The organism is Kiloniellales bacterium (assembly GCA_030064845.1).
Classification (GTDB): domain Bacteria; phylum Pseudomonadota; class Alphaproteobacteria; order Kiloniellales; family JAKSDN01; genus JASJEC01.
In genome coordinates this window covers 24,734-46,544 of sequence record JASJEC010000090.1, presented here as the reverse complement: position 1 = coordinate 46,544, position 21,811 = coordinate 24,734, and the positions used below count along the sequence as shown (strand labels likewise).

Here is a 21,811-nt window from a genome sequence, read left to right as displayed (position 1 = left end):
CTCAAAGTGCTCTATCGCGGCGCCGAGACGCTGATCCTCGACGAGCCGACCGCCGTCCTGACGCCCCAGGAGACCGACTACCTCTTCCGGATCCTCCGCCGCCTCAAGGAGGAGGGCAAGACCGTCCTTCTGATCACCCACAAGCTCCAGGAGATCATGGACGTCACCGACCGGGTGACCGTGATGCGGACGGGCGCGGTGGTCGGCACCAAGCGGACCGAGGAGACCTCCAAGGAGGAGCTCGCGGAGATGATGGTCGGCCGTAAGGTCCTGCTGCGAGTCGAGAAGGCTCCGGCGGAACCCGGGGAGGCGCTGCTCCAGGTCGAGCAGTTGAGCGTCGTCGACCGGGCCGGGGTGGCGCGGGTCAAGGACGTCAGCTTCGAGGTCCGGGCCGGCGAGATCGTCGGCGTCGCCGGGGTCTCGGGCAACGGCCAGAGCGAACTGCTCGAGGCCTTGGCCGGCCTGCGCGACGCGTCTTCCGGGCGCATCCTTCTGCACGGCCGCGACCTGGCGGCGCTGCGCGGGTCCGGCAGGCCGCGCACGCTGCGCCGCCTCGGCCTCGCCCACGTTCCCGAGGACCGGCACCGCATGGGCATGATCGCCTCCTTCGACGCCAGCGAGACCGCCGTGCTCGGCTACCACGACCTGCCGGACTTCAACGGTCCGCTGCTCAGCCGCCGCCCGGACATTCTCGGCCACTGCCGCGGCCTGATGGCGGCCTTCGACGTGCGGCCGGCCGACCCCGTCTTGCGCACCGGCTCCTTCTCCGGCGGCAACCAGCAGAAGCTGGTCCTGGCCAGGGAGCTGGAGCGCGACCCCTCGGTGGTGCTGGTCGGCCAGCCGACCCGCGGCGTCGACATCGGCGCCATCGAGTTCATCCACCGGCGGCTGGTCGCGCTGCGCGACGCGGGTAAGGCGGTGGTGCTCGTCTCGGCCGAGCTCGAGGAGGTGCTCAGCCTGTCGGATCGGCTGCTGGTCATGTGCGACGGCCGGATCCAGGGACCGATCGATCCCCGGACCGCCGACCCCCGCGAAATCGGCCTGATGATGGCCGGCGTCGAGGGCGCGGCGGCGTGACCCGGCTGGCCGTGCCGCGCTGGGTCGATCTGGCGCTCATCCCGCTGATCAATCTGCTGGCCGCGCTGGTGCTCAGCGGGCTGGTCGTGATCGCGGTCGGCGAGTCGCCCTGGATCGCGCTGCGCGCGCTGGTGCTGGGCGCCGTGGGGTCGTGGGAGCAGTTCGGCTTCACGCTCTACTACACGACCAACTTCATCTTCACCGGGCTGGCCGTCGCCATCGCCTTCCACTGCGGCCTGTTCAACATCGGCGGCGAAGGACAGGCCATGCTGGGCGGGCTCGGCGTCACGCTGCTCTGTCTGGCGCTCGGCGGCTGGCCTTGGCCCGTGGTGCTGCCCCTGGCGATCCTCGCGGCGGCGGCCTTCGGCGGCGCCTGGGCCTTCCTGCCCGGCTACCTCCAGGCGGCGCGCGGCAGCCATACGGTCATCACGACCATCATGTTCAACTTCCTGGCCGCGATCCTGCTCAACTATCTCCTGGTCGAGGTCCTGATCGCGCCGGGCCAGCAATCGCCGCAGACGGTGCGCTTCGACGAGTCGACCTTCCTGCCCTATGCCCACGAGCTGCTGCAGGCGCTCGGCCTCGAGACCGGCCGCTCGCCGCTCAACATCACCTTCCTCTGGGCGCTCGCCTGCTGCCTCCTGATCTGGCTGTTCCTCTGGCGCAGCCGCTGGGGCTACGCGCTGCGCGCCGTCGGGGCGAACGAGCGGGCGGCGGTCTTCGCCGGCATCTCGCCCGGGCGCAACATCGTGCTCGCCATGGTTATCTCGGGCGCCCTCGCCGGCATGATGGGCGTGAACGAGATCATGGGGGTGCAGCACCGGCTGATGCTCGGCTTCACCGCGGGTTTCGGCTTCACCGGGATCGCGGTCGCCCTCATGGGCCGCAACCACCCGGTGGGCGTTATCTTCGCCGCGCTGCTGTTCGGCGCGCTCTACCAGGGCGGCTCGGAACTCGCCTTCGACATCCCCACCTTCACGAGCGACATGGTGGTGGTCATTCAGGGCCTGGTGATCCTGTTCTGCGGCGCCCTCGAGAACATCTTCCGGCGCCCGATCGAAGCGCTCTTTGCCGCCGCCCCGGGGAGCGCGTGATGGGCGAGGCCCTGCTGATTCTCCTGCTGCTGGCCGACGCCACGGTGCGCCTGGCGACGCCTCTGGTGCTTGCGGCCTTCGCAGGCATGATCGCCGAGCGCTCGGGCGTGATCGACATCGGGCTCGAGGGCAAGATGCTGGCCGGCGCCTTCGCCGCGGCGGCGGCGGCGGCGGTCTCAGGCTCGGCCTGGGTCGGCATGCTCGCGGCCGTCTTGGTCTCCACGGCCTTCGCGCTGGTCCACGCCTACGCCTGCGTCACCCACAACGGCAACCAGGTGGTCTCGGGGATGGCGATCAATATTCTGGTCGCCGGCCTGGGGCCGACGCTGGCGATCGCCTGGTTCGGCCTGGCCGGCCAGACGCCCGCCTTGGAAGGCGGGGCGCGCTTCGTCGGCTGGGCCCTGCCGTTGTCCGAGACGCTGGAAACCGTGCCCCTGTTCGGCCCGCTCTACGCCGAGCTGGTGAGCGGGCACAACTCCTTGGTCTATCTGACCATCGCCCTGGTGCCGCTGCTGGCGGTCCTGATCTACCGCACCCGCTTCGGGCTGCGGCTGCGCGCTGTGGGCGAGAACCCCCAGGCGGTCGACACGGCCGGGATCTCGGTCGCCTTCCTGCGCTACCGGGCGATGATCCTCTGCGGCGCGCTCTGCGGGATCGCCGGCGCCTATCTCTCCACGGCCCACGCCGCCGGTTTCGTGCGCGACATGACCGCCGGCAAGGGCTACCTGGCGCTGGCGGCCATGATCTTCGGCAAGTGGCGGCCCGTGCCGACGGTGCTCGCCTGCCTGCTCTTCGCCTTCGCCGAGGCGCTGCAGATCCGTCTCCAGGGCGTCGAGATCCCCGGGGTCGGCGAAATTCCGGTGCAGGTCATCCAGGCGCTGCCCTATGTCCTGACCGTGGTACTCTTGGCCGGCTTCGTCGGCCGGGCCGTGGCGCCCAAGGCCAGCGGCATCCCCTACGTGAAGGAACGATGAGCCAGCTCGAAGACATGATCGCGGCGGCGGCGCGGGCCCGGGAGAACGCCCACGCGCCCTATTCCGGCTTCCGGGTCGGCGCCTGCCTGCGCGGGGCGGGCGGAGGCCTCTATGCCGGCTGCAACGTCGAGAACGTCGCCTATCCCCAGGGCCAATGCGCCGAGGCCGGCGCCATCGGCGCCATGGTCGCCGCCGGCGAGCGCCGGATCGCCGAAGTGGTCGTCCTGGCCGGGGGCGAGCCGCTGTGCACCCCCTGCGGCGGTTGCCGCCAGCGGCTCGCCGAGTTCGCCGGGCCCGAGACGCCGGTCCACGTCTGCGGGCCGGACGGCCTCAGGGCCAGCTTCAGCCTGGGCGAACTCCTGCCCCACGGTTTCACCTTCGAGCGGAGCGGCCATGGCGGATAACCTGAAAGCCATGGCCGGGCGTGTGCTGCCGCTGATCGATCTGACGTCGCTCAACGACGGCCGGGACGACGACGTCGCCGGGCTCTGCGCCATGGCGGTGACGCCGCGAGGTCCCGTGGCCGCGGTCTGCCTCTGGCCCGAGCACGTCGGCGAGGCCCGCGCGCGCCTGGACGGCAGCGGTGTCGCCATCGCCACGGTGATCAACTTCCCCGCGGGCGCCTGCGACCCGCCACGTTCGGCCCTGGCGGCTGGGCGGGCGCTCGACGCCGGCGCGGACGAGATCGACCTCGTACTGCCGTTCGAGACCTGGCTGGCCGGCGACCGGGCGGCCGCGATCGCCGTGGTGTCCGAGGTCCGGCGGGCGATGGGCGAGAGCGGTCTGCTCAAGGTGATCCTGGAGACCGGTGCGCTCGGCGCCGCCAAGACCATCGAGGCTGCAGGGCGCGCGGCGATCGAGGCGGGCGCCGACTTCCTCAAGACCTCGACCGGCAAGCGGCAGCCCGGCGCGACCCTGGACGCGGCCCGGGCCGTTCTCGCGACGATCGAGGCCCACGACCGGTCCGTCGGCTTCAAGGCCTCGGGCGGCATCCGCACGACCGCCCAGGCCGGCGAGTACCTGGCGCTGGCCGACCGCATTCTGGGGCCCGACTGGGCCAGCGCCGGCACCTTCCGCATCGGCGCCTCGAGCCTGCTGGACGACGTCCTCGCCACGCTGGAGGCCTGATGCCCGAGGCGGCCTTCTTCCCCCAGGAGATCATCCGCCGCAAGCGCGACGGCGCCGCGCTTACCGGGGACGAGATCGCGTTCCTGGTCCGCGGTCTCGCCGACGGCACGATCACCGAAGGCCAGGTCGCCGCCTTCGCCATGGCGGTGTACTTCCAAGGTATGGCCGGGCCGGAGTGCGCCGCACTGACCCGGGCGATGACCGCCTCCGGCGTCACGCTCGACTGGCGGGAAATCGACCGGCCGGTCGTCGACAAGCACTCGACCGGTGGGGTCGGGGACAAGGTCAGCCTGGTGCTGGCGCCCATCGTGGCCGCCTGCGGCGCCGCCGTGCCGATGATCTCCGGCCGCGGCCTGGGCCATACCGGCGGGACGCTGGACAAGCTCGAATCGATCCCCGGCTACGGCGCCGTGCCAGGCCTGGCGCGTTTCAAGGCCGTGGTCGCCGACGTCGGCTGCGCGATCATCGGCCAGACCGACGAACTCGCCCCGGCCGACCGCAGGCTCTACGCCATTCGCGACGTCACCGCGACGGTCGAATCGGTCCCCCTGATCACCGCCTCGATCCTGTCGAAGAAGCTGGCCGCCGGTCTCGGGAGCCTGGTGATGGACGTCAAGGTCGGCAGCGGCGCCTTCATGACCGGCATCGAAGAGGCGCGCGCCCTGGCCGACAGCATCGTCGAGGTCGCCGCCCAGGCGGGCCTGCCGACCACCGCGCTGATCACCGACATGAACCAGGTGCTCGGCCGCACCGCGGGCAACGCCCTGGAGGTCGCGGAGTGCCTCGACTTCCTGACCGGCGCGCCGGCGGAACTGCGCCTGCGGGAGGTGGTTGTCGCCCTGGCCGCCGAGATGCTCGGCCTCGCCGGCCTGGCGGGTGGCGAGGTCGAGGCGCGCGACCGGGTCGAAACGGTCCTTAGCAGCGGCGCCGCCGCCGAGCGCTTCGCCCGCATGGTGGCGGCCCTCGGCGGGCCGACCGACCTTCTGGAGCGGTCCGGGGCCTACCTGCCGGCGGCCGAGACCGTCTTGCCCGTGGCGCCCGACCGGCCCGGGCGCGTCGCCGCGCTAGACACGCGGGCGGTCGGCCTCGCCGTGATGGCCTTGGGCGGCGGGCGGCGGCGCGCGGAGGATGCGGTCGATCCCGCCGTCGGGCTGAGCGAGGTCGCCGGTCCAGGCGAGGCCGTGGGGCCCGACCGCCCCCTCGCGCTGGTCCACGCCCGCGACCGGGACGCCGCTCTGGCGGCGGCCGCCGCGCTCAAACGCGCGGTCACCATCGGCGACGGCGGGCCGCCGCCCGGCTCTTTGATCCACGCGCGGGTCGCGGGCCCGGCCTGATCCCGGCGGCGCCACCGGCGGCGGCCCGCCGGGCGATCAGCAGGCGTCGCGATAGATGCCGATGTCGTTGAGTTGCCGGCGGTCGAGATCCCGGAGCGCGCGCTCGTAAGCGAGCGAGCGGCGGTCTTCCGACAGCGAACTGCCGGACCCGAACCAGAGGGCCAGGGACTCGCGCAGGTTCAACCGGCGCCCGAAGAGCGGCCTGGAGCGGTTCTCTGTCGTAGGCAGCGTAGAGACGTAAGCCATGACATGTGTCCTTGCAGCAAGGCCGCCACCCTGCATCGGGTCAAGCGGCACCGGTTGTCTAGAGGGCTCACATACCGCCGGTGTGTTCCGGACACCACTGCCGAATCCACAGCCGGGGCATGCGAAAAAATCAAAGACGCCTTAACGGATTAGAAACCCGAGCGTCTACGCGCCGGGAAACCGGCCGGATCAGTGCGTCCCGTCGCGGCGGCGATAAATTCCGTTCTCCAGGGCGCCGAAGAAGCGGTCGACGGCCGGATGGCGGATCGGCGCGCCCGAGGTGTCCGGCTCCAGGTTCCGTTCGCTGACGTAGGTGCTGTGGTCCGCGTCGTCGACCAGCACGTGGTACCACGGCCGATCCTTGGGCGGCCGGCTGCGCGCCACCTTCTCGTACCACTCTTCGCTGCCCTGGAAGGTGGCGTCGACGTCGACGACCACGCCCCGGTAGTCGAACAACTTGTGGTGGATCAACTGGCCGACGTGGAACTTGGCCTCGAACCCCGTCATGGAACGCCTCCGCTGTTTGCCAGCCCCTAGCTGGTGACGGATGGTGACGACGACAAGTCAGGACGGTGCGGCGCGTTCCCTCTGCAGCCGGTGGAGCAGCAGCAGCAGGACAGCCGCCAGCACGATCGCGCCGCCAGCCAGGGTGGCGCCGCTCGGCGCCTCGTCGATCCATAGCCAGACCCAGAGCGGCGCGAGCCCGACCTCGATCAGCGCCAGCAGCGCGACCTCGGCGGCCGGCACGAAACGCGCGCCCGTGGTGATCAGGAGGAATCCCGCGCCGACCTGGCCGGTTCCCATGAGCAGGCAGAGCAGCAGATCGTTGGCGCCGATCGCCAGGTCGCCGCCGACCCAGATTGCCACCACGGCGCCGCCCAGGATGCCTCCCCCGCAGGTCGCGGGCACCATGTCCACCGTCTTGGCGCGCCGAATCACCATCAGCATGGTGGCGAAGCTGAGCACGGTGCCCAGGGCCGCCAGGTTGCCGGCGAGCCGGCCCGCGCCTAGGCCCTCGATCACCATGACGAGGATGCCGGCGGCGGCCCCGGCCATGGCGATCCAGGTAACCGGCGGCACCCGTTCGCCGAGGACCGCCCAGCCGAGCACGGCGGTCACGATCGGCGCCGCGCTCAGGACGAACATGGCGTTGGCCACCGTGGTCAGGTCGAGCGCCAGAACATAGAACACCGACCCGCCGCCGAAGGCGGCCGCGATCAGGAGGCCGCCCCGGCCCGTGGCGACGAAGGCGGCCGGCAGGCGGCGGCCGTAACGCAGCGCGAGGAAGGCCAGAAGCAGCAGGGTCATGAAGAGAAAGCGGTAGAAGATCACCTGCCAGATCCCGGCATCCTGGACCTGCCGCAGGATCAGCCCGCCGAAACTGAGGCAGACGCCTCCGGCCAGGATCATGGCGATCCCGATGACGTAGCGCCGCCGCGGCGGGTCCGTCTCCCGCTCCGGTTCCAGGGCGGAAGTCACCATCAGGCCAAGGCCGCGCAGTCGATGCACAGTGGCGCGGTCGGGTCGAGGTCGAGCCGCTTGAGGGCGATCGCCTCGCCGCATTGGACGCAATATCCGAACTCGCCCTCCGCCAGGCGCTGCAGCGTGGCCTCGATGCGTTTCAGCTCGATCTGCCGCCGCCGCTCGGTCTCCAGGGACATGGCCTGATCCTGCAGGGCGTCCATGCGCGACAGGCGGCCGACCCGGGTCTGATCGAGCTCCACCGGCCGGCGCCCTTCCGCGCTGGTCTCGCCGAGACGCAGCAGCTCGGCCCGGCGCGCCTTGAGCCTGGCCTCGAAGGCCGCGTAGTCCGGCTCCTCTGCCACGGGCGTGGTGTCCTCCAATGGTCCGAGAACGAGCCTACGCCATCGGTGCCGGCTCTCAAAGCGGCACACCGCCGCGACATTACCGAAAAGTAATCCCGGCGAAAGGCGGTGTTCACACCGGGACCACAGATGATGAGATGCAGCCGTCGCTCAGCGCGCCGGTGCGTATCGACACATCCCAGGAGGTAAGCCCGATGCATCATCTCTCTCCCAGCGCGCCCGATACGCCGGCCGCGCCCAGCGGCAGGGTCCGGCCGAGACCCGCGCTCGCCGTTCTGGCGCTGGCCCTGGCCGGCGCGGCCGTCGTCGGATCCCCCGCCTTCGCCCGTCCGGCGCCGCAGAGCTTCGCCGATCTGGTCGAGAAGGTCGCGCCGGCGGTGGTCACGGTAGCCACCGAGCGCAAGACGGCCGCGGAGAGCGCGCCGCAGGCGACGCCCGACATGCCGCTGCCGCCGGACTCGCGCTTTCGCGAGTTCTTCGACCGCTTCTTCGACCGCGACCAAATGGACCGTGAGGCACCGCGCGGCCGGGAGCATCGCGCCCAGGCCCTCGGCTCCGGCTTCATCCTGGACGGCGAAGGCACGGTGGTGACCAACAGCCACGTCGTGGCCGGCGCCTCGTCGATCACCGTGACCCTGAAGGACGGCGAGACCTTCGAGGCCGCGCTGCTCGGTCGGGACGAGAAAAGCGACCTGGCGGTCCTCAAGATCGACAGCGACGAGCGGCTCCCCTTCGTGACCTTCGGCGACTCCGACAAGGTGCGGGTCGGCGACTGGGTCATGGCGGTCGGCAATCCCTTCGGTCTCGGCGGCACGGTCACGGCCGGCATCGTCTCGGCCCGGGGCCGGGACATCAGCGGCGCCCTGGTCGATTTCCTCCAGATCGACGCCGCGATCAACCAGGGCAATTCCGGCGGCCCGGCCTTCAACGACGCCGGCGAGGTGGTCGGCATCAACACGGCCATCTTCACGCCCAACGGCGGCAGCGTCGGCATCGGATTCGCCATCCCGTCCAACATGGCGGCCCAGATCGTCGCCGATCTCAAGGACGACGGCCGGGTCGAGCGCGGCTGGTTCGGTGTGCAGATCCAGCCGGTCACCCCGGAGATCGCCGAGGGCTTCGGCCTCGACGACGCGCGCGGCGCCCTGATCGCCGTTGTCGAGCCGGACAGCCCGGCCGCCAAGGCAGGGGTCCAGGCGGGCGACGTGGTGCTTTCCTGGAACGGCGCCGCCGTTGAGGATCCGCGCGATCTGGCGCAACAGGTCGCGGCGACCAAGCCGGGCGACCGCGTCTCGGTGCAGCTGTGGCGCGACCGTGCGGAGCGCGGGCTCTCGGTCGAGACCGGCACCATGCCGACGGCCGAGCAGGTCGCCGCGGCGCCGGCCGTCGAGCAGCCGGCCGCCGGGGCCTCCAGCGTTCCGGGCACCGGGCTGACCCTGTCCGAGCTGACGCCGGAGCTGCGCAGCCGCTTCGCGGTCGATCCGGCGGTCTCCGGTGTCCTGATCACCAAGGTCGAAGACGGCTCGCCGGCGGGCGACCAGGGACTACGGCGCGGAGACGTCATCCTCAGCGTCGACTTGGTTCCCGTCGAAAGCCTGGACCAGGCGGTCGAGCGTCTCGACAGCCTGCGTGACGCCGGCCGCGAGGTCGTGCCCCTCATGGTCTCCCGCGAGGGCCGGCAGGGCTTCTACCCCTTGCGCCTAGCCGACGCCTGATAAGATCGGCAGGAGCGCGCGCCCGGGCCGCAAGGAATGCAGCCCGGGCGCTTCTTGCCGTGTTAACGTCCGGACCGGACGCCGGGGTGCAGTCTGATAAAGAGGTCGCCGATCATGCGCATACTGCTCGTCGAAGACGACCAGGAAACCGCCGGCTTCGTCGCCAAGGGCCTCGGCGAGTCCGGCTATCCGGTGGATCACGAGGCCGACGGCAAGGAGGGCCTGCTGCGGGCTCTCGGTGACGACTACGACGTCGCCATCGTCGACCGTATGCTGCCTTCCCTGGACGGCATCTCCCTGGTCGAGGCCCTGCGCAAGGCGGGCAAGACGACGCCGGTTCTCTTCCTGAGCGCGCTGGGCGAGGTCGACGAGCGGGTTCGGGGCCTGCGCGCCGGCGGCGACGACTACCTGGTCAAGCCCTTCGCCTTCTCCGAGCTCCTGGCGCGAATCGAGGCGCTTCTGCGCCGGCCGGGTGAGACCGCCGCGACCACGGTGCTGCGCGAAGGCGACCTGGAAATGGATCTCCTGGCGCGCACGGTCAAACGCGGCGGCGTCGAGATCCAGCTGCAGCCCCGCGAGTTCAATCTGCTCGAATGCCTGCTGCGCAACGCCGGGCGCGTCGTTACCCGGACCATGCTGCTGGAACAGGTCTGGGGCTATCACTTCGATCCCCAGACCAACGTGATCGACGTGCATATCTCGCGCCTGCGGCAGAAGATCGACCGCGGCTTCGATCGGCCGCTGCTGCAGACGGTGCGCGGCGCCGGGTACTCGCTTCGTGCCTCCTGAAGCACCGTCCCACGGGTCGGTGCCGCGGCCGGGCCCGGACCGCCTCAGCCCGAACCCTCCCAGTCTGTTCCGCTCGTCGATCTTCCGGCTGACCCTGGTCTATCTCTGTCTGTTCAGCGCCAGCGTTCTCGGCGTGGTGGGCACGATCTACTGGGTCGCGACCGGGTCGCTGACCCGCCAGATCGACGCCACCATCGACGCCGAGATCACGGCGCTGGCCGAACAGTTCGATCAGCGCGGCCTGCCCGGCCTGGTGAGCGCCATCGAGCGGCGGTCCGACCGGGCCCAAGGGATCGGCGGGCTCTACCTGCTGGCCGACGCGAGACAGGTGCCGCTGGCCGGAAACCTGGGCCGCTGGCCCGACGTCGCGCCCGACAAGCAGGGCTGGATCACCTTTCCCCTGGACTACGCCTCCAGCGACGGCGGCGGGATCAATTTCGGACGCGCCCGGGTCTTCCGCCTCGGCAGCTTGTTGCTTCTGGTCGGCCACGACGTGCGCGAGCGTGTCCTGGTCTCGGCCCACATCCGGGAGACGCTGGTGCTCGGGATCGTCTTGACCATCGGCGTCTCCCTGCTCGGCGGCATCCTGATGAGCCGGCGGCTGCTGGCCCGCATCGAGGCGATCAACCGGACCAGTCGCGAGATCATGGCGGGCGACCTGACCCGCCGCGTGCCGACCGGCGGCGGCAGCGACGAGTTCGACCAGCTGGCCGACAACCTCAACGCCATGCTGGCCCGCATCGAGCAGCTGCTGAACAGCCTCAAGCAGGTCGGCGACAACATCGCGCACGATCTGCGCAGCCCGCTCACCAGGATGCGCGGCCGCCTCGAGATCGCGCTCATGGGGAGCGGCGACCTGGAGGCCAGCCGCGCGGCGATCCGGGAGACGATCACCGAGGCCGATCGACTGCTGCAGGTCTTCAACGCCCTGCTCGGCATCGCCCGGATCGAAGCGGGCGCGGCGCGGCGCGACTTCGCCCGCTTCAAGCTGGCGCCGCTGCTGACCGACGTGGCGGAGCTCTACGAACCCCTGGCCGAGGCGCGCGGCCAGAGCCTGACCCTGGCTGTCGATCCCGAGCTGGCGGCGGGCGCCGCGGTGCTCGGCGGCCGGGACCTCTTGTCCCAGGCGGTCGCCAACCTGGTCGACAACGCCATCAAGTTCACGCCCGAGGGCGGGAGCGTTGCCGTGAGCCTCGCCCGGGAAGCCGGCGGCTACGCCCTCGCCGTCGCCGATTCGGGGCCGGGAATCCCGGCGGCGCTGCGTGACAAGACGCTGGAGCGCTTCTACCGGCTGGAGAGCAGCCGCTCGACGCCGGGCTCGGGCCTCGGTCTGAGCCTGGTGGCCGCCGTGGCCGAGCTGCACGGCGGCCGGCTGGTCCTGGAGGACAACCGCCCGGGCCTACGCGCGCGCCTGGTTCTGCCGGCGAACGACGAGCCGGACCGTTGAGGGGGCTCAACGCCGGCGCATTCTCGTCCGGCTCATGGCCGCGAGGTCCCGGTCCATGTGGTTGCGGATCGTCTTGGCGGACAGCTGGCCCGTGCCGGTCACCGCGCCGCTGACGACGGGCACGGTCGGCCCCTGGTCGGACAGCGGCACCGCCGCGCTCTTGCCCATGCGGTAGATCGCGAAGACGCCGACCGCGAGATGGACCAGGCCGAGGGTGACGAAGAAGCCGACGGAACCGACCGCCGCCATGACCGTCGCCGCCAGCGTCGGGCCGATGCTGGCGCCGATGCCGCCGATCAGGACCAGGGAGCTGCTCGCGGCGACGATCTGTCTCGGCTCCAGGTGGTCGTTGGCGTGGGCAATGCAGAGCGAGTACATCGGCAGGGTCGTCCCGCCGAACAGGAAGACCGCCAGTAGCAGGAGAGCGTGCGACTGGCTCGAGACCAGGATCGCGAGCGCCGCGGCGCCGGACGCGAGGAAGGTCACCACGGTCAGGACGTGGCGCCGGTCGAAGACATCGGAGAGGCGGCCGATCGGCCATTGAAAGAGGATACCGCCAAGGATCGCCACGCCCATGAAGAGCGAGACCTCGGTGACCGATAGACCGATGCGCCCGGCGTAGACGGCCCCCATGCCGAACATGATGCCGTGCGCCATGCCGGTGGCGCCCGCCCCCAGAATGCCGAGCGGCGACATGCGGTAGAGCTCGATCAGGCTCACCTTGCTGGGTGCGTCGAAGGCGGGCGCCGGGCCGGCGGTCAGCGAGATCGGCACCAGGGCGAGCGATACCAGCACCGAGCTGAGCACGAACAGCAGAATGCCCTCGGGGGTCGCCACGTTGAGCAGCAGCTGGCCGCAGGCCAGGCCGCCCAGGATGGTCACCATGTAGAAGGACAGCAGCTGGCCGCGGGTCTCGTTGGTCGCCCGGTCGTTGATCCAGCTTTCCGCCACGATGTAGAGGCCGGCGTAGCAGAACCCGGTCAGGAGGCGCATTGCCGCCCAGGTCAGCGGCTCGATGAAGACGCCGTGGATCAGGGCCGAGATCGATGCGAGCGAGGCGAGCGCCGAGAATACGCGGACATGGCCCACGTTCTGCACGATCCGCGGCACCAGGGTCGAGCCGGCCAGGAACCCGAGGAAATAGCAGGACATCACCAAGCCGGTGGTGCCCGTGGCGAAACCCTCCGAGGCGGCGCGCAGGCCGAGCAGGCTGGCCTGCAGGCCGTTGCCGAGCATCATCAGCGCGATGCCCAGGAACAGGGCCCAGGACGTCAGAACCACAGACAGCATGACCGCGCCACTCCAGGAGGGTTTCGCGCGCTTATGCCACAGACCGGGGGCCGTGGAGAATGGCTCTTTTTGGGTCCGGCGGGCCGAAGGCCGGTCCGGCTCCTCCAGCGGCCTAGAGCGGATCATGTTTTGACGGAAACGCTTCGCGGTTCCGGCAAACCCGGATCTGCTCTAGGGCTGCGGCGGGGCGGCGCTCTCGACGTTCTGGATGGCGTCCAAATAGCACCCGTGCCGCTGCCAGAACGCGAGCACGTCGCGCGCGGCCTCCGGGTCGATCGCTTCGTAGCGCTCGAAGGCCCGGGACCCGCTCTCCGGATCCTCGGGCGCGCCGGGGCGACCGCGCCACAGCAGTCCGCGCAGTACCACGAACTCGGCGGCGGCGAGATCGAGCGCCCGGCAGGCGATGGCGAAGTCGCTGTCGTCCGGCGCATAGAGGATGAACCGCACGCGGCGCGCGTTGATGCCCAGCAGGCGGGAGAAGAGGGCCTCGAACAGCGGCGCCTCGCCTCGGCGCAGGATCGCCGCCATGGTGTCCGGATTGATCTGGCTGCGGGTCAGGAGCTCGTCGGCGAGTGCACCCGCCGGCCCGTTCGTCGCCGCCGAGGCGCCGGCGCGCTCTCGTCCGGTCAGCTCCAGGACCGCCGCTTCCAGGTCTTGGTCGATCTGGGCGGCGTCGGCCTCGAAGCCGGTCAGCACGTGATGGCGCAGGGCGGCGGCGATATGCCAGGCGAGACGGGCATCCAGCGCCGGGTCGAGCTCGTCGCGGCACAGCACCGGGTCCTGAAAGCTGTCGAGCCTGCCGGCCTCGTGGATCAGGTAGGCCTTGGCCGCCTCGGAGACCTCGGGTTCGGCCCTGTGCAGCAGATCGCGCAGGGGGTCCTCGCGGCCGCCGTCCTCCCCGTAGCCGCCGAAGCAGGGCTGCGCGGCGGCCACCTGGTGTGCCATGAGGCGGTAGTAGACAATCTCGATCAGAGCCTCGTCGGAGAGCAGCGCGCGCCCCAGGAGCAGGGGCTTGGCGATCTCGACCGAGGAATCCGATAGAGCCATCACGAGATCGCCCGGCACGCCGGGCCGTCCCGACAGGCTCTCGGCGAGCCGCAGTCTAAGCACCCCCTCGATCTCGCCGATCAGGTGGCTGAGGATCCCGTCGTAAAGGGTCTTCTCGCGGTCTGTGAGCGTGCTGGAGCCCCCTTCCAGGTAGCCCCTCACCGAATCCAGCAGACCGCGGCGCGCCGCCAGCGAGCGTTTCAGCGCCTCGTCTATCAGGCTTTGTGCGCCTTGCAGTCGCTTCTCGCTCGCCATAGACAAACTGTCAGTTGGATTGTCGGTGAATTGCTACTTAATGGTGTAAAATCCGCGCTAAATTCGGACTAGTTTGCTTTGATCTCCCGCGCGTCGCAAAGGAAATCCCGAACCCGGCCGGAGGACAAGTGTTGTCCTCCGAAGTAAAAGCTCTGTTAAACTAAAATATTGAGATAAATCGGCTTTAACGCTGTGCTCGCGCCATGCGCGCATCGGCGCTCCGCCGGTCGCGGCCGCGGGGGCGGCCTGCGCGAGGCCAATCAGTTGGCGGCGGCCCCGGCCTGCTTCGCCAAGCCCGCGATCTTCCCTTCGATCATGGCCAGAAGCCCATCCACGCCCTCGCGCCTGATCGCCGAGGTGAACTCCGATCTCTTGGTGGCCAACTCGCTGTACTTGGCGTCCAGATAGACGTCGATCACCCGCCAGTGCCCGGGATTGCCTGCACGCCGCATCAGGTAGTTGATGGCGATCGGCTCGCCGTCGGCCTTGATCAGGTTGTTGAGCACCAGGATCGCCCCTCGGGGCTGCTCTTTCGTGCCCTTGATCTCGAAACGCTCGCCGCTGTAGCCGTTGAAGCGGCTGGCGAAGCTGGCCACGCTCAGCCGCGCGAAGGCGTCGATCAGGCGGCGCTGTTCATCTCCGCTAAGGTCGCGCCAATGGCGGCCGACCGCGACCCGGGCCATGAAGGGAAAGTTGAAGGTCTTGCGTAGGACCGGATCGAGCGCTTCGTAGCGTCCGGCATACCCCAGTTCGTCGCTCCGGCGCATGGTCTCGAGCAAGGCGTCGTCCAGGATCTGCGCCACGACGCCGGGATCGCTGGTATCGGCCGCGCGCGCCTCATTCGGCACCGCTGCAGCGATCCCTGCCGCGAGCAGGGCGGTGGCGGCGAAGGCGCCGATGACGCGTTTGGTCCGAAACCTGAACATGCTTTATCTCGGTAGCTTCCTGGGAAGGGCGTGGTGTTGCGGCACAGCGGGCTGCCCATGACGTTACGAGCGGCGGCGCGCTCGCGTCCCTCCAAGGGCATATACAGCAAATTCGGCAATTGCATGACAACCGAAAAACGATCAGTCTCGCGCCTCCGGCGGGCGGGAAGGCGGCGTGTAGGATTGGAGAGACCATGACGACCCTGGTCACCGGCGCGACGGGATTTGTCGGCGCCGCGGTCGTGCGCCATCTGCTCGAAAAGGGCGGCACCGTGCGGGTCTTCACCCGCGAGGGCAGCGACCGGCGCAACATCGAAGGCTTGAAGGTCGAGATCGCGACCGGCGATCTGCGCGACCGGGCGGCGGTCGCCCGCGCCGTCCAGGGCTGCACCGCGCTCTACCACGTCGCCGCCGACTACCGGCTCTGGGTGCCGGACCCCGAGGAGATCTATCGCACCAATGTGGAGGGCAGCCGCGACCTCCTGTTGGCGGCTGCCGACGCGGGGGTCGAGCGCATGGTCTATACCAGCAGCGTGGCGGTGCTGGGGCTCAACCGTGACGGCACGCCCTCGGACGAGGAGACCCCGGTGGCTCTCGAGCACATGATCGGCCACTACAAGCGCTCGAAGTTCCTGGCCGAGGAGGCGGTCCGCGAGCTCATCGTCGAAGAGGACCTGCCGATCGTGATCGTCAATCCCTCGACCCCGATCGGCCCGCGCGACGTCAAGCCGACGCCAACCGGCCGCATGATCGTGGAGGCGGCGGCCGGGCGCATGCCGGCCTTCGTCGACACCGGCCTCAACATCGTGCACGTCGACGACGTCGCCCGCGGCCACCTGCTCGCCTTCGAGAAGGGGATCCCGGGAGAGCGCTATGTTCTGGGCGGCTCGGACATGACCCTGGCCGAGATCCTGGCCGAGATCGCGGCCCTGGTCGGCCGCAAGGCCCCCAAGGTCAAGCTGCCCCACGACCTGATCATGCCGCTCGCCTACGGCGCCGAGGCCTGGGCCCGTCTGCGCGGCAAGGGCGAGCCCTTCGCCACCGTCGACGGCATCCGCATGGCGAAGAAGCTGATGTACTTCTCCAGCCGCAAGGCGGAACGGGAGCTCGGCTACGAGAGCCGGCCTCCGGTCGAGGCGCTGCGCGACGCGGTCGACTGGTTCCGGGCCGGCGGCTATCTGGATTGACGCCTCGAGACAGCCACGCGCTTGTGATGTGCCATTTCTGTAATCGGCGCACGAAGCCTCTTGGCTCCAACGGCCAAAGGCGATAGGGATAGCCTTTCCGGCGACCGCCGGGTTCAACCAGAAATACCAAACAAGAGGAGCGCCCCGGTGGCCGTCCCCGTGAAGCAACAGTTCAAGGTTGGCGCCTACATCATGAAGCAGCGCCTCGCCAAGCGCGAGCGCTATCCGCTGGTTCTGATGCTGGAGCCCCTGTTCCGGTGCAACCTGGCCTGCCCCGGCTGCGGCAAGATCGACTATCCCGACTCCATCCTGAACAAGCGGCTGTCGGTCGCGGATTGCATCGAGGCGGTCGAGGAATGCGGCGCCCCCATCGTCTCGATCCCGGGCGGCGAGCCGCTGCTCCACAAGGAGATCGGCACGATCGTGGAGGAGATCGTCAAGCGCAAGCGCTTCGTCTACCTCTGCACCAACGCGCTCCTGTTGGAGAAGAAGCTGCACCTCTTCAAGCCCAGCACCTACCTGACCTTCTCGGTCCATCTGGACGGCCTCGAGGAGGAGCACGACCGGGCGGTCGACCAGAAAGGCGTGTTCAAGCGCGCCGTCAAGGCGATCGAGGCGGTCCGCGCCAAGGGCTTCCGGGTCAACATCAACTGCACGCTGTTCAACAACGCCGAGCCGGAACAGGTCGCCGAGTTCTTCGATTTCGCCACCAGCCTCGGCGTCGAGGGCATCACCGTCTCGCCCGGCTACGCCTACGAGCGTGCGCCCGACCAGCAGCATTTCCTGACCCGCCAGCACACCAAGAACCTGTTCCGCGACGTCTTCCGGCGCGGCAAGGGCAGGAAGTGGAAGTTCAGCCAGTCGACCCTGTTCCTCGATTTCCTGGCCGGCAACCAGACCTACCGCTGCACGCCCTGGAGCAACCCGACGCGCAACATCTTCGGCTGGCAGCGGCCCTGCTATCTGCTCAACGAAGGCTACGCCAAGAGCTTCACCGAGCTGATGGAGGAAACCGCCTGGGACGCCTACGGCACGGGCAACTACGAGAAGTGCGCCGATTGCATGGTGCATTGCGGCTACGAGGGCACCGCCGTCGCCGACACGGTCAAGAACCCGCTGAAGGCGCTCAAGACATGGGTCGGCGGCATCGAGACGGAGGCGCCCATGGCGCCCGAGATCTCCCTGGACAAGCAGCGACCGGCGGACTTCGTCTTCGATTCGCTGGTCGACGACGCCGTGTCCAAGATGCACGACGCGGCGGAATAGCGCCTCAAGCCTCTTCCGGATGACTGGCCAGCGCCGGTCCCAGACAGTCCAGCGCCCGCGCTAGGGCGGCCAGCCCGGCCTCGGAGTCGCGCCGCAGTCGCAGCAGCGTGCCCAGGTGCCAGGGCGCCAGGGCGAGGCGCCCGAGCACGAGCCCGACGCGCGGCCGTCCGTCCGCGGCGATGCTGCCCTCGACAAGGGCCGGCAGCGCCCGCCCCGCCGGGTCGGCCACCGCGCGCAGAACCAGGAAAGGCAGTCCCGCCGCCTCGGCCACGCGGCCCACGGCGTGGCTCTCCATATCGACCGCCAGGGCACCCCGGTCCCGGTGCAGGGCCAGCTTGTCGCCGACCCCGGTGACGGCCGCGTCGGACCCGGCCAGCGCGCCGCCCGCGAGCGTCAGGCCGGCCGGCTCGGCCAGGCGGAGCACGGCTCGGCGCCAGCCCGCGTCGGCCGCGGTCGCGGTCCCGTCGGGTGCGATGACCTGTTCCGAGAGCAGCAGGGCGCCCGGCCCCAGCGCGGGGTCCAGTCCGCCGGCGACACCGAAAGAGACCAGGGCATCGGCGCCCCCGGCGATCAGTGCTTCGGCGGCCGCGGCGGCGCGCGCGCTATCCGCCCCGGCGCAGGCGACCCGGGGCGCCGAAGGCCCGGAGCCCTCGTCTAGTCGTGAAAGGAGCGCCGCTTCCGCGGCCAGCCCGGTGACGAAGCCGACACCGGTCACATGCCGAAGCCGACCTTGCGTTCGTTGCTGGCCATGAGGTTGCGGTAGCGCGCCAGGGCCCAGAGCGGGAAGTAGGCGCTGTAGCCGTCGTAGCGCAGATAGAAGACTCGCGGGAAGCCGATGCCGGTATAGAGCCGCTCTTCCCATTTGGCGCCGTCCCGGGGCGCCGTCTCCAGGTAGCTCACGCCCCCGGCGACCGACTCGCTCTCCGTCTCGCCGGCCGCCATCAGGCCGAGCAGCGCCCAGGCGGTCTGGGAGGGCGTGCTGCCCTTGGCCTCGCCGCGGCGCTCGTGCCAGTAGGTCGCGCAGTCCTCGCCCCAGCCGCCGTCGGCCTGCTGGAAGTTCTTCAGCCAGTCGACCGCCTTGCGGACCGCGGGGGCCGACATGTCCTCGCCGACGGCGTTCAGCGCGGAGAGGGCTGACCAGGTGCCGTAGACGTAGTTGACGCCCCAGCGGCCATGCCAGGAGCCGTCCTGCTCCTGGTCGTCCTTGATGAAGTTGATCGCCTTCTTGACCGCCGGATGGTCCCGTTCGTAGCCGAGCTGGGCCAGCATCGAGAGGCAGCGGGCCGAAACGTCCACGGTCGGCGGGTCGAGCAGGGCGCCGTGGTCGGCGAAGGGGATGTGGTTCAGATAGCTGTACTGGTTCTCCGGATCGAACGAGCCCCAGCCGCCATTGCTGCTCTGCATGCCGATGATCCAGTGGGTCGCCCGCTCTATCGCGGGCCGGCAGCGCGGGTCACCGGTCCGGTCCAGGGCCATGACCACGACGGCCGTGTCGTCCACGTCGGGATAGTGGTCGTTGCGGTACTGGAAGGCCCAGCCGCTCGGCTTGAGACCCGGCCGGCGCCAGACCCAGTCGCCGTAGGTTCCGGTGATTTCGCGCTCCAGCAGCCAGTCGATCGCCTTCTGGATGACCGGACCCTTGGGATCCTCGTTGGCCTCCAGCAGGGCGTGGAGGGCGAGACAGGTATCCCAGATCGGCGACAGGCAGGGCTGGCAGTAGGCCTGATCGCCGTGAATCTTCAGCAGCTTGTCGACCGCCTGGCGGGCGACGCGGAAGCTCTCGTCGTCGCGCGGCGTGCCCAGCGCCTCGTAAGCCATGACGGCGTTGGCCATGGCCGGAAAGATGCCGCCCAGGCCGTCCTCGCCGTTGAGGCGCGGGCCGATGAAGTCGAGCGCCTTGCGGATCGCCTTCTCGCGCTGCTTCTTCGGGAAGCTCGGCTCGATCGAACGCAGCACCCGGTCCAGGCTGGCGAAGGCCGCGCCCAGGGCGGTGCCGGTCGCGTTCATCGGGAACTCGGTCTCCTCGGGCGGCACCAGGAAGAGCTCGCGGACATCGACGCCGAGCGGGTTCTTGGCCTTGGGCTTGAGCGCCATCAAGATCAACAGCGGCACGATCACCGTGCGCGACCAGTAGGAGACCTTTTCCAGGTGGAAGGGGAACCAGCGCGGCAGCAGGGTGATCTCGACCGGCATGACGGGCACGGCGCGCCAGGGCACCTGGCCGAAGAGGGCCAGTGCGATCCTGGTGAAGACGTTGCACTGGGCCGCGCCGCCGCGCTTCAGAATGGCTTCCCGGGCGCGCACCATGTGCGGCGCGTCGGGATCGTCGCCGGCCAGCTTCAATGCGTAGTAGGCCTTGATCGTGGCGCTGATGTCCAGCTCGCCGCCGTGAAACAGAGGCCAGCCGCCGTGCTCGGCCTGGCGGTCGCGCAGGTAGTTGGCGATCTTCGGCTGGATGTCGTCGACGAACTCGCTCTTCAGGTCGCCGAGGAAGTGCTGCAGAAGCACGTATTCCGCGGGAATGGTGGCATCCGCCTCGAACTCGAAGACCCAGTGTCCGTCGTCCTTCTGGCGCGCCTTCAGCGCCTCGCGACTATCGAGAATCAGGGCATCCAGTTCGCCTCCGAAACCGGAATCAGCCGCCAACACGCTCATTCTTCGCCCTCGTCTGTATGATTGGTCGGCCGGGCCCCATTGCGACCCCCGGCCAGCCCCCAGGATAGGTGTGCATTACTGACGTACCTTGCGCAAACTAATCGCTGTTAGCAGGCGTTGCAAGACAGGGCCAGTAACCTTCTTGTGTCACGAAACTGAAGCCTTTGACATAAAGGCCGAGCAGCGTCCTGGCGGGGCGGCGGCGCTCGATCACGGACGGCTTCGCCGGGGCTGCGGGCCCGCTGCTGGCGGGGCGATTCAACCCATGATTTGAGGCGGCGGCCGGTCACCCGCCTTCGCGCGCGCCGCCGAGCAGGATCGACGCGGCGGCCCGGCCCGAGCGCACGGCGCCCTCGATCGTCGCGGGATAGCCGGTATCGGTCCAGTCGCCGGCGAGCAGCAGGTTGGACCAGGAGGTGCGGGGCGCCGCGCGGCGTTTCAGGGCCGCCGGGGTCTGGGCGAAGGTGGCGCGCTTCTCCTTGATGACGCGCACCAGCGGCCGCTCCGCGGGATCGAGCCCGAAGGCGCGCGCCGTGTCGTGCCACATTTTCTCGGCGACCATCTCGTTCGGCTCCTCGGCCAGGCCCTCGGCGGCGCTCACGGTCAGGCTGGCGATGTCCCCGCGCAGGAAGATCCAATCGGCGTGGCCCCCGACCAGCCCGACGAAGGGCAGGTCGGCCGGCAGGCTCGGCGGCCGGGGCAGGCGGATGTGGGCGTTCACGATCGGCCGGCTGTCTTCCGGCACGGGCAGGTCGGGCAGGAGGTCGCCGGTGACCGCCGGCGGCAGGGCGAGCACCACCGTGTCGTCCGGATCCAGCGGGACCGTCCCCGACGAGAAGTGCAGTTGCTCCGCGCGCTCCGGCCCCAGTTCGACCGCCCGCAGGCGGTTATTGAAGCCGACCTCGACGCCGGCCTCCCGCAGCCGGTCGAGGGCCGGCTCCACCAGCCCGGGACCCAGACCCTCGCGGGCGATCAGCGGGCGGCAGGCCTTCTCGCCCTTGGCGAAGCTCTCCTTCACGACCAGCCAGAGCATCCGGGCGGAGGCCTCGTGCGGCGCCGTGTTCAGCGCAGCGACGGTGAGCGGCACCCAGAAGCGCTCCCACAGGGGATCGTCCGAGCGCAGGCACTGGGCGACGGTATCCTCCGGCCCGGCGAAGGCGAGACGCAGACCGGCCAGATAGGCGCCCAGCCGAGTGCCGGGAATGCGCTTGCGGCGGTCCAGGATCCACCAGGGGATCGCGCCGGCGCTGGGCTCCAGGGTCCAACGCTCGCCGCTCTTGAGGTCAACGAAGGGGAAGGCCGCGCGCGATGGGCCGACGAAGCGGTCGCGGGCGTCGATCTCGTCCAGATAGGAAAGCGCCGCCTCGTTGGCGCTGAGCAGGATATGGTTGCCGTTGTCGATCAGGCAGCCGAGCTTGGCGTCGACGAAGGACCGGCAGCGGCCGCCGGCGCGCGCCGCCGCCTCGTGCAGCGTCACCCGCCGGCCGGCCTTGGCGAGGCGCACGGCGGCGGCGAGCCCGGCCATGCCGGCGCCCACGACGTGAACCGTGCTCAC

Annotated in this window: 21 protein-coding genes; 11 read left to right on the top strand and 10 right to left on the bottom strand. The window is 70.0% G+C overall.

What is annotated here, in order from left to right; translation table 11 throughout:
• The 6 genes from QNJ67_21965 to deoA all read left to right on the top strand — a co-directional run.
• Positions 1-1,077: ATP-binding cassette domain-containing protein (locus tag QNJ67_21965; GenBank protein MDJ0611656.1), on the top strand; the 1,077-nt coding region annotated here is incomplete at its 5' end.
• A complete protein-coding gene (locus QNJ67_21960; GenBank protein MDJ0611655.1) occupies positions 1,074-2,171 on the top strand; it encodes an ABC transporter permease in 1,098 nt (365 codons plus the stop codon). The genes QNJ67_21965 and QNJ67_21960, both read left to right, overlap by 4 nt.
• On the top strand, positions 2,171-3,145 hold the full coding sequence (locus QNJ67_21955) for an ABC transporter permease (protein MDJ0611654.1): 975 nt from the start codon (positions 2,171-2,173) through the stop codon (positions 3,143-3,145). The genes QNJ67_21960 and QNJ67_21955 overlap by 1 nt, the downstream gene beginning before the upstream one ends.
• Positions 3,142-3,549, top strand: a complete 408-nt coding sequence (locus tag QNJ67_21950; GenBank protein MDJ0611653.1) for a cytidine deaminase — start codon at positions 3,142-3,144, stop codon at positions 3,547-3,549. The genes QNJ67_21955 and QNJ67_21950 overlap by 4 nt, the downstream gene beginning before the upstream one ends.
• Positions 3,539-4,273 (top strand): deoxyribose-phosphate aldolase, encoded by a 735-nt coding sequence (deoC, locus tag QNJ67_21945; protein MDJ0611652.1) that lies wholly within the window; start codon positions 3,539-3,541, stop codon positions 4,271-4,273. Before QNJ67_21950 ends, deoC begins: the two co-directional genes overlap by 11 nt.
• Entirely contained in the window at positions 4,273-5,607 is a 1,335-nt protein-coding gene (gene deoA, locus QNJ67_21940; GenBank protein MDJ0611651.1) for a thymidine phosphorylase, read from the top strand. The genes deoC and deoA overlap by 1 nt, the downstream gene beginning before the upstream one ends.
• Before the next feature lie 36 nt (positions 5,608-5,643).
• On the opposite strand, the gene QNJ67_21935 is transcribed toward deoA, so the two are convergent.
• The 4 genes from QNJ67_21935 to QNJ67_21920 form a co-directional block, all read right to left on the bottom strand.
• Positions 5,644-5,853: a hypothetical protein gene (locus tag QNJ67_21935; protein MDJ0611650.1), complete on the bottom strand. Its 210-nt coding sequence runs from the start codon at positions 5,851-5,853 to the stop codon at positions 5,644-5,646.
• Between the two features lie 189 nt (positions 5,854-6,042).
• Entirely contained in the window at positions 6,043-6,360 is a 318-nt protein-coding gene (hspQ, locus tag QNJ67_21930) for a heat shock protein HspQ (GenBank protein MDJ0611649.1), read from the bottom strand.
• Between the two features lie 57 nt (positions 6,361-6,417).
• On the bottom strand, positions 6,418-7,335 hold the full coding sequence (locus QNJ67_21925; protein ID MDJ0611648.1) for a DMT family transporter: 918 nt from the start codon (positions 7,333-7,335) through the stop codon (positions 6,418-6,420).
• Positions 7,335-7,679, bottom strand: coding sequence for a TraR/DksA C4-type zinc finger protein (locus tag QNJ67_21920; GenBank protein MDJ0611647.1), 345 nt, complete (start codon positions 7,677-7,679; stop codon positions 7,335-7,337). Before QNJ67_21920 ends, QNJ67_21925 begins: the two co-directional genes overlap by 1 nt.
• Positions 7,680-7,873: 194 nt before the next feature.
• Between QNJ67_21920 and QNJ67_21915 the strand changes: the two genes are divergently transcribed.
• The 3 genes from QNJ67_21915 to QNJ67_21905 all read left to right on the top strand — a co-directional run bounded on the left by QNJ67_21915 (position 7,874) and on the right by QNJ67_21905 (position 11,630).
• Positions 7,874-9,394 (top strand): DegQ family serine endoprotease, encoded by a 1,521-nt coding sequence (locus QNJ67_21915; protein ID MDJ0611646.1) that lies wholly within the window; start codon positions 7,874-7,876, stop codon positions 9,392-9,394.
• 114 nt (positions 9,395-9,508) lie between these two features.
• Positions 9,509-10,183: a response regulator transcription factor gene (locus tag QNJ67_21910; GenBank protein MDJ0611645.1), complete on the top strand. Its 675-nt coding sequence runs from the start codon at positions 9,509-9,511 to the stop codon at positions 10,181-10,183.
• Positions 10,173-11,630 (top strand): ATP-binding protein, encoded by a 1,458-nt coding sequence (locus QNJ67_21905; GenBank protein MDJ0611644.1) that lies wholly within the window; start codon positions 10,173-10,175, stop codon positions 11,628-11,630. The genes QNJ67_21910 and QNJ67_21905 overlap by 11 nt, the downstream gene beginning before the upstream one ends.
• A gap of 6 nt (positions 11,631-11,636) precedes the next feature.
• Here the strand turns inward: QNJ67_21905 and QNJ67_21900 are convergent, their stop codons facing one another.
• The 3 genes from QNJ67_21900 to QNJ67_21890 form a co-directional block, all read right to left on the bottom strand.
• On the bottom strand, positions 11,637-12,920 hold the full coding sequence (locus tag QNJ67_21900; protein MDJ0611643.1) for an MFS transporter: 1,284 nt from the start codon (positions 12,918-12,920) through the stop codon (positions 11,637-11,639).
• A gap of 171 nt (positions 12,921-13,091) precedes the next feature.
• Positions 13,092-14,222 (bottom strand): DUF2336 domain-containing protein, encoded by a 1,131-nt coding sequence (locus tag QNJ67_21895; protein ID MDJ0611642.1) that lies wholly within the window; start codon positions 14,220-14,222, stop codon positions 13,092-13,094.
• 260 nt (positions 14,223-14,482) lie between these two features.
• A complete protein-coding gene (locus QNJ67_21890) occupies positions 14,483-15,148 on the bottom strand; it encodes an ABC transporter substrate-binding protein (protein ID MDJ0611641.1) in 666 nt (221 codons plus the stop codon).
• A gap of 194 nt (positions 15,149-15,342) precedes the next feature.
• Here QNJ67_21890 and QNJ67_21885 point away from each other — a divergent pair, with 194 nt between their 5' ends.
• Positions 15,343-16,335, top strand: a complete 993-nt coding sequence (locus QNJ67_21885; GenBank protein ID MDJ0611640.1) for an NAD-dependent epimerase/dehydratase family protein — start codon at positions 15,343-15,345, stop codon at positions 16,333-16,335.
• 147 nt (positions 16,336-16,482) lie between these two features.
• Positions 16,483-17,601 carry an adenosyl-hopene transferase HpnH gene (gene hpnH / locus QNJ67_21880; protein ID MDJ0611639.1) on the top strand — a complete coding sequence of 373 codons (1,119 nt, stop codon included), beginning with the start codon at positions 16,483-16,485 and terminating at the stop codon, positions 17,599-17,601.
• Positions 17,602-17,605: 4 nt separating this feature from the next.
• On the opposite strand, the gene QNJ67_21875 is transcribed toward hpnH, so the two are convergent.
• The 3 genes from QNJ67_21875 to hpnE all read right to left on the bottom strand — a co-directional run bounded on the left by QNJ67_21875 (position 17,606) and on the right by hpnE (position 21,811).
• The gene (locus tag QNJ67_21875) at positions 17,606-18,316 is read right to left on the bottom strand and encodes a hypothetical protein (GenBank protein ID MDJ0611638.1); all 711 of its coding nucleotides are present in this window, start codon (positions 18,314-18,316) and stop codon (positions 17,606-17,608) included.
• On the bottom strand, positions 18,313-20,256 hold the full coding sequence (gene shc, locus QNJ67_21870) for a squalene--hopene cyclase (protein ID MDJ0611637.1): 1,944 nt from the start codon (positions 20,254-20,256) through the stop codon (positions 18,313-18,315). Before shc ends, QNJ67_21875 begins: the two co-directional genes overlap by 4 nt.
• Before the next feature lie 286 nt (positions 20,257-20,542).
• Positions 20,543-21,811: a hydroxysqualene dehydroxylase HpnE gene (gene hpnE / locus QNJ67_21865; protein ID MDJ0611636.1), complete on the bottom strand. Its 1,269-nt coding sequence runs from the start codon at positions 21,809-21,811 to the stop codon at positions 20,543-20,545.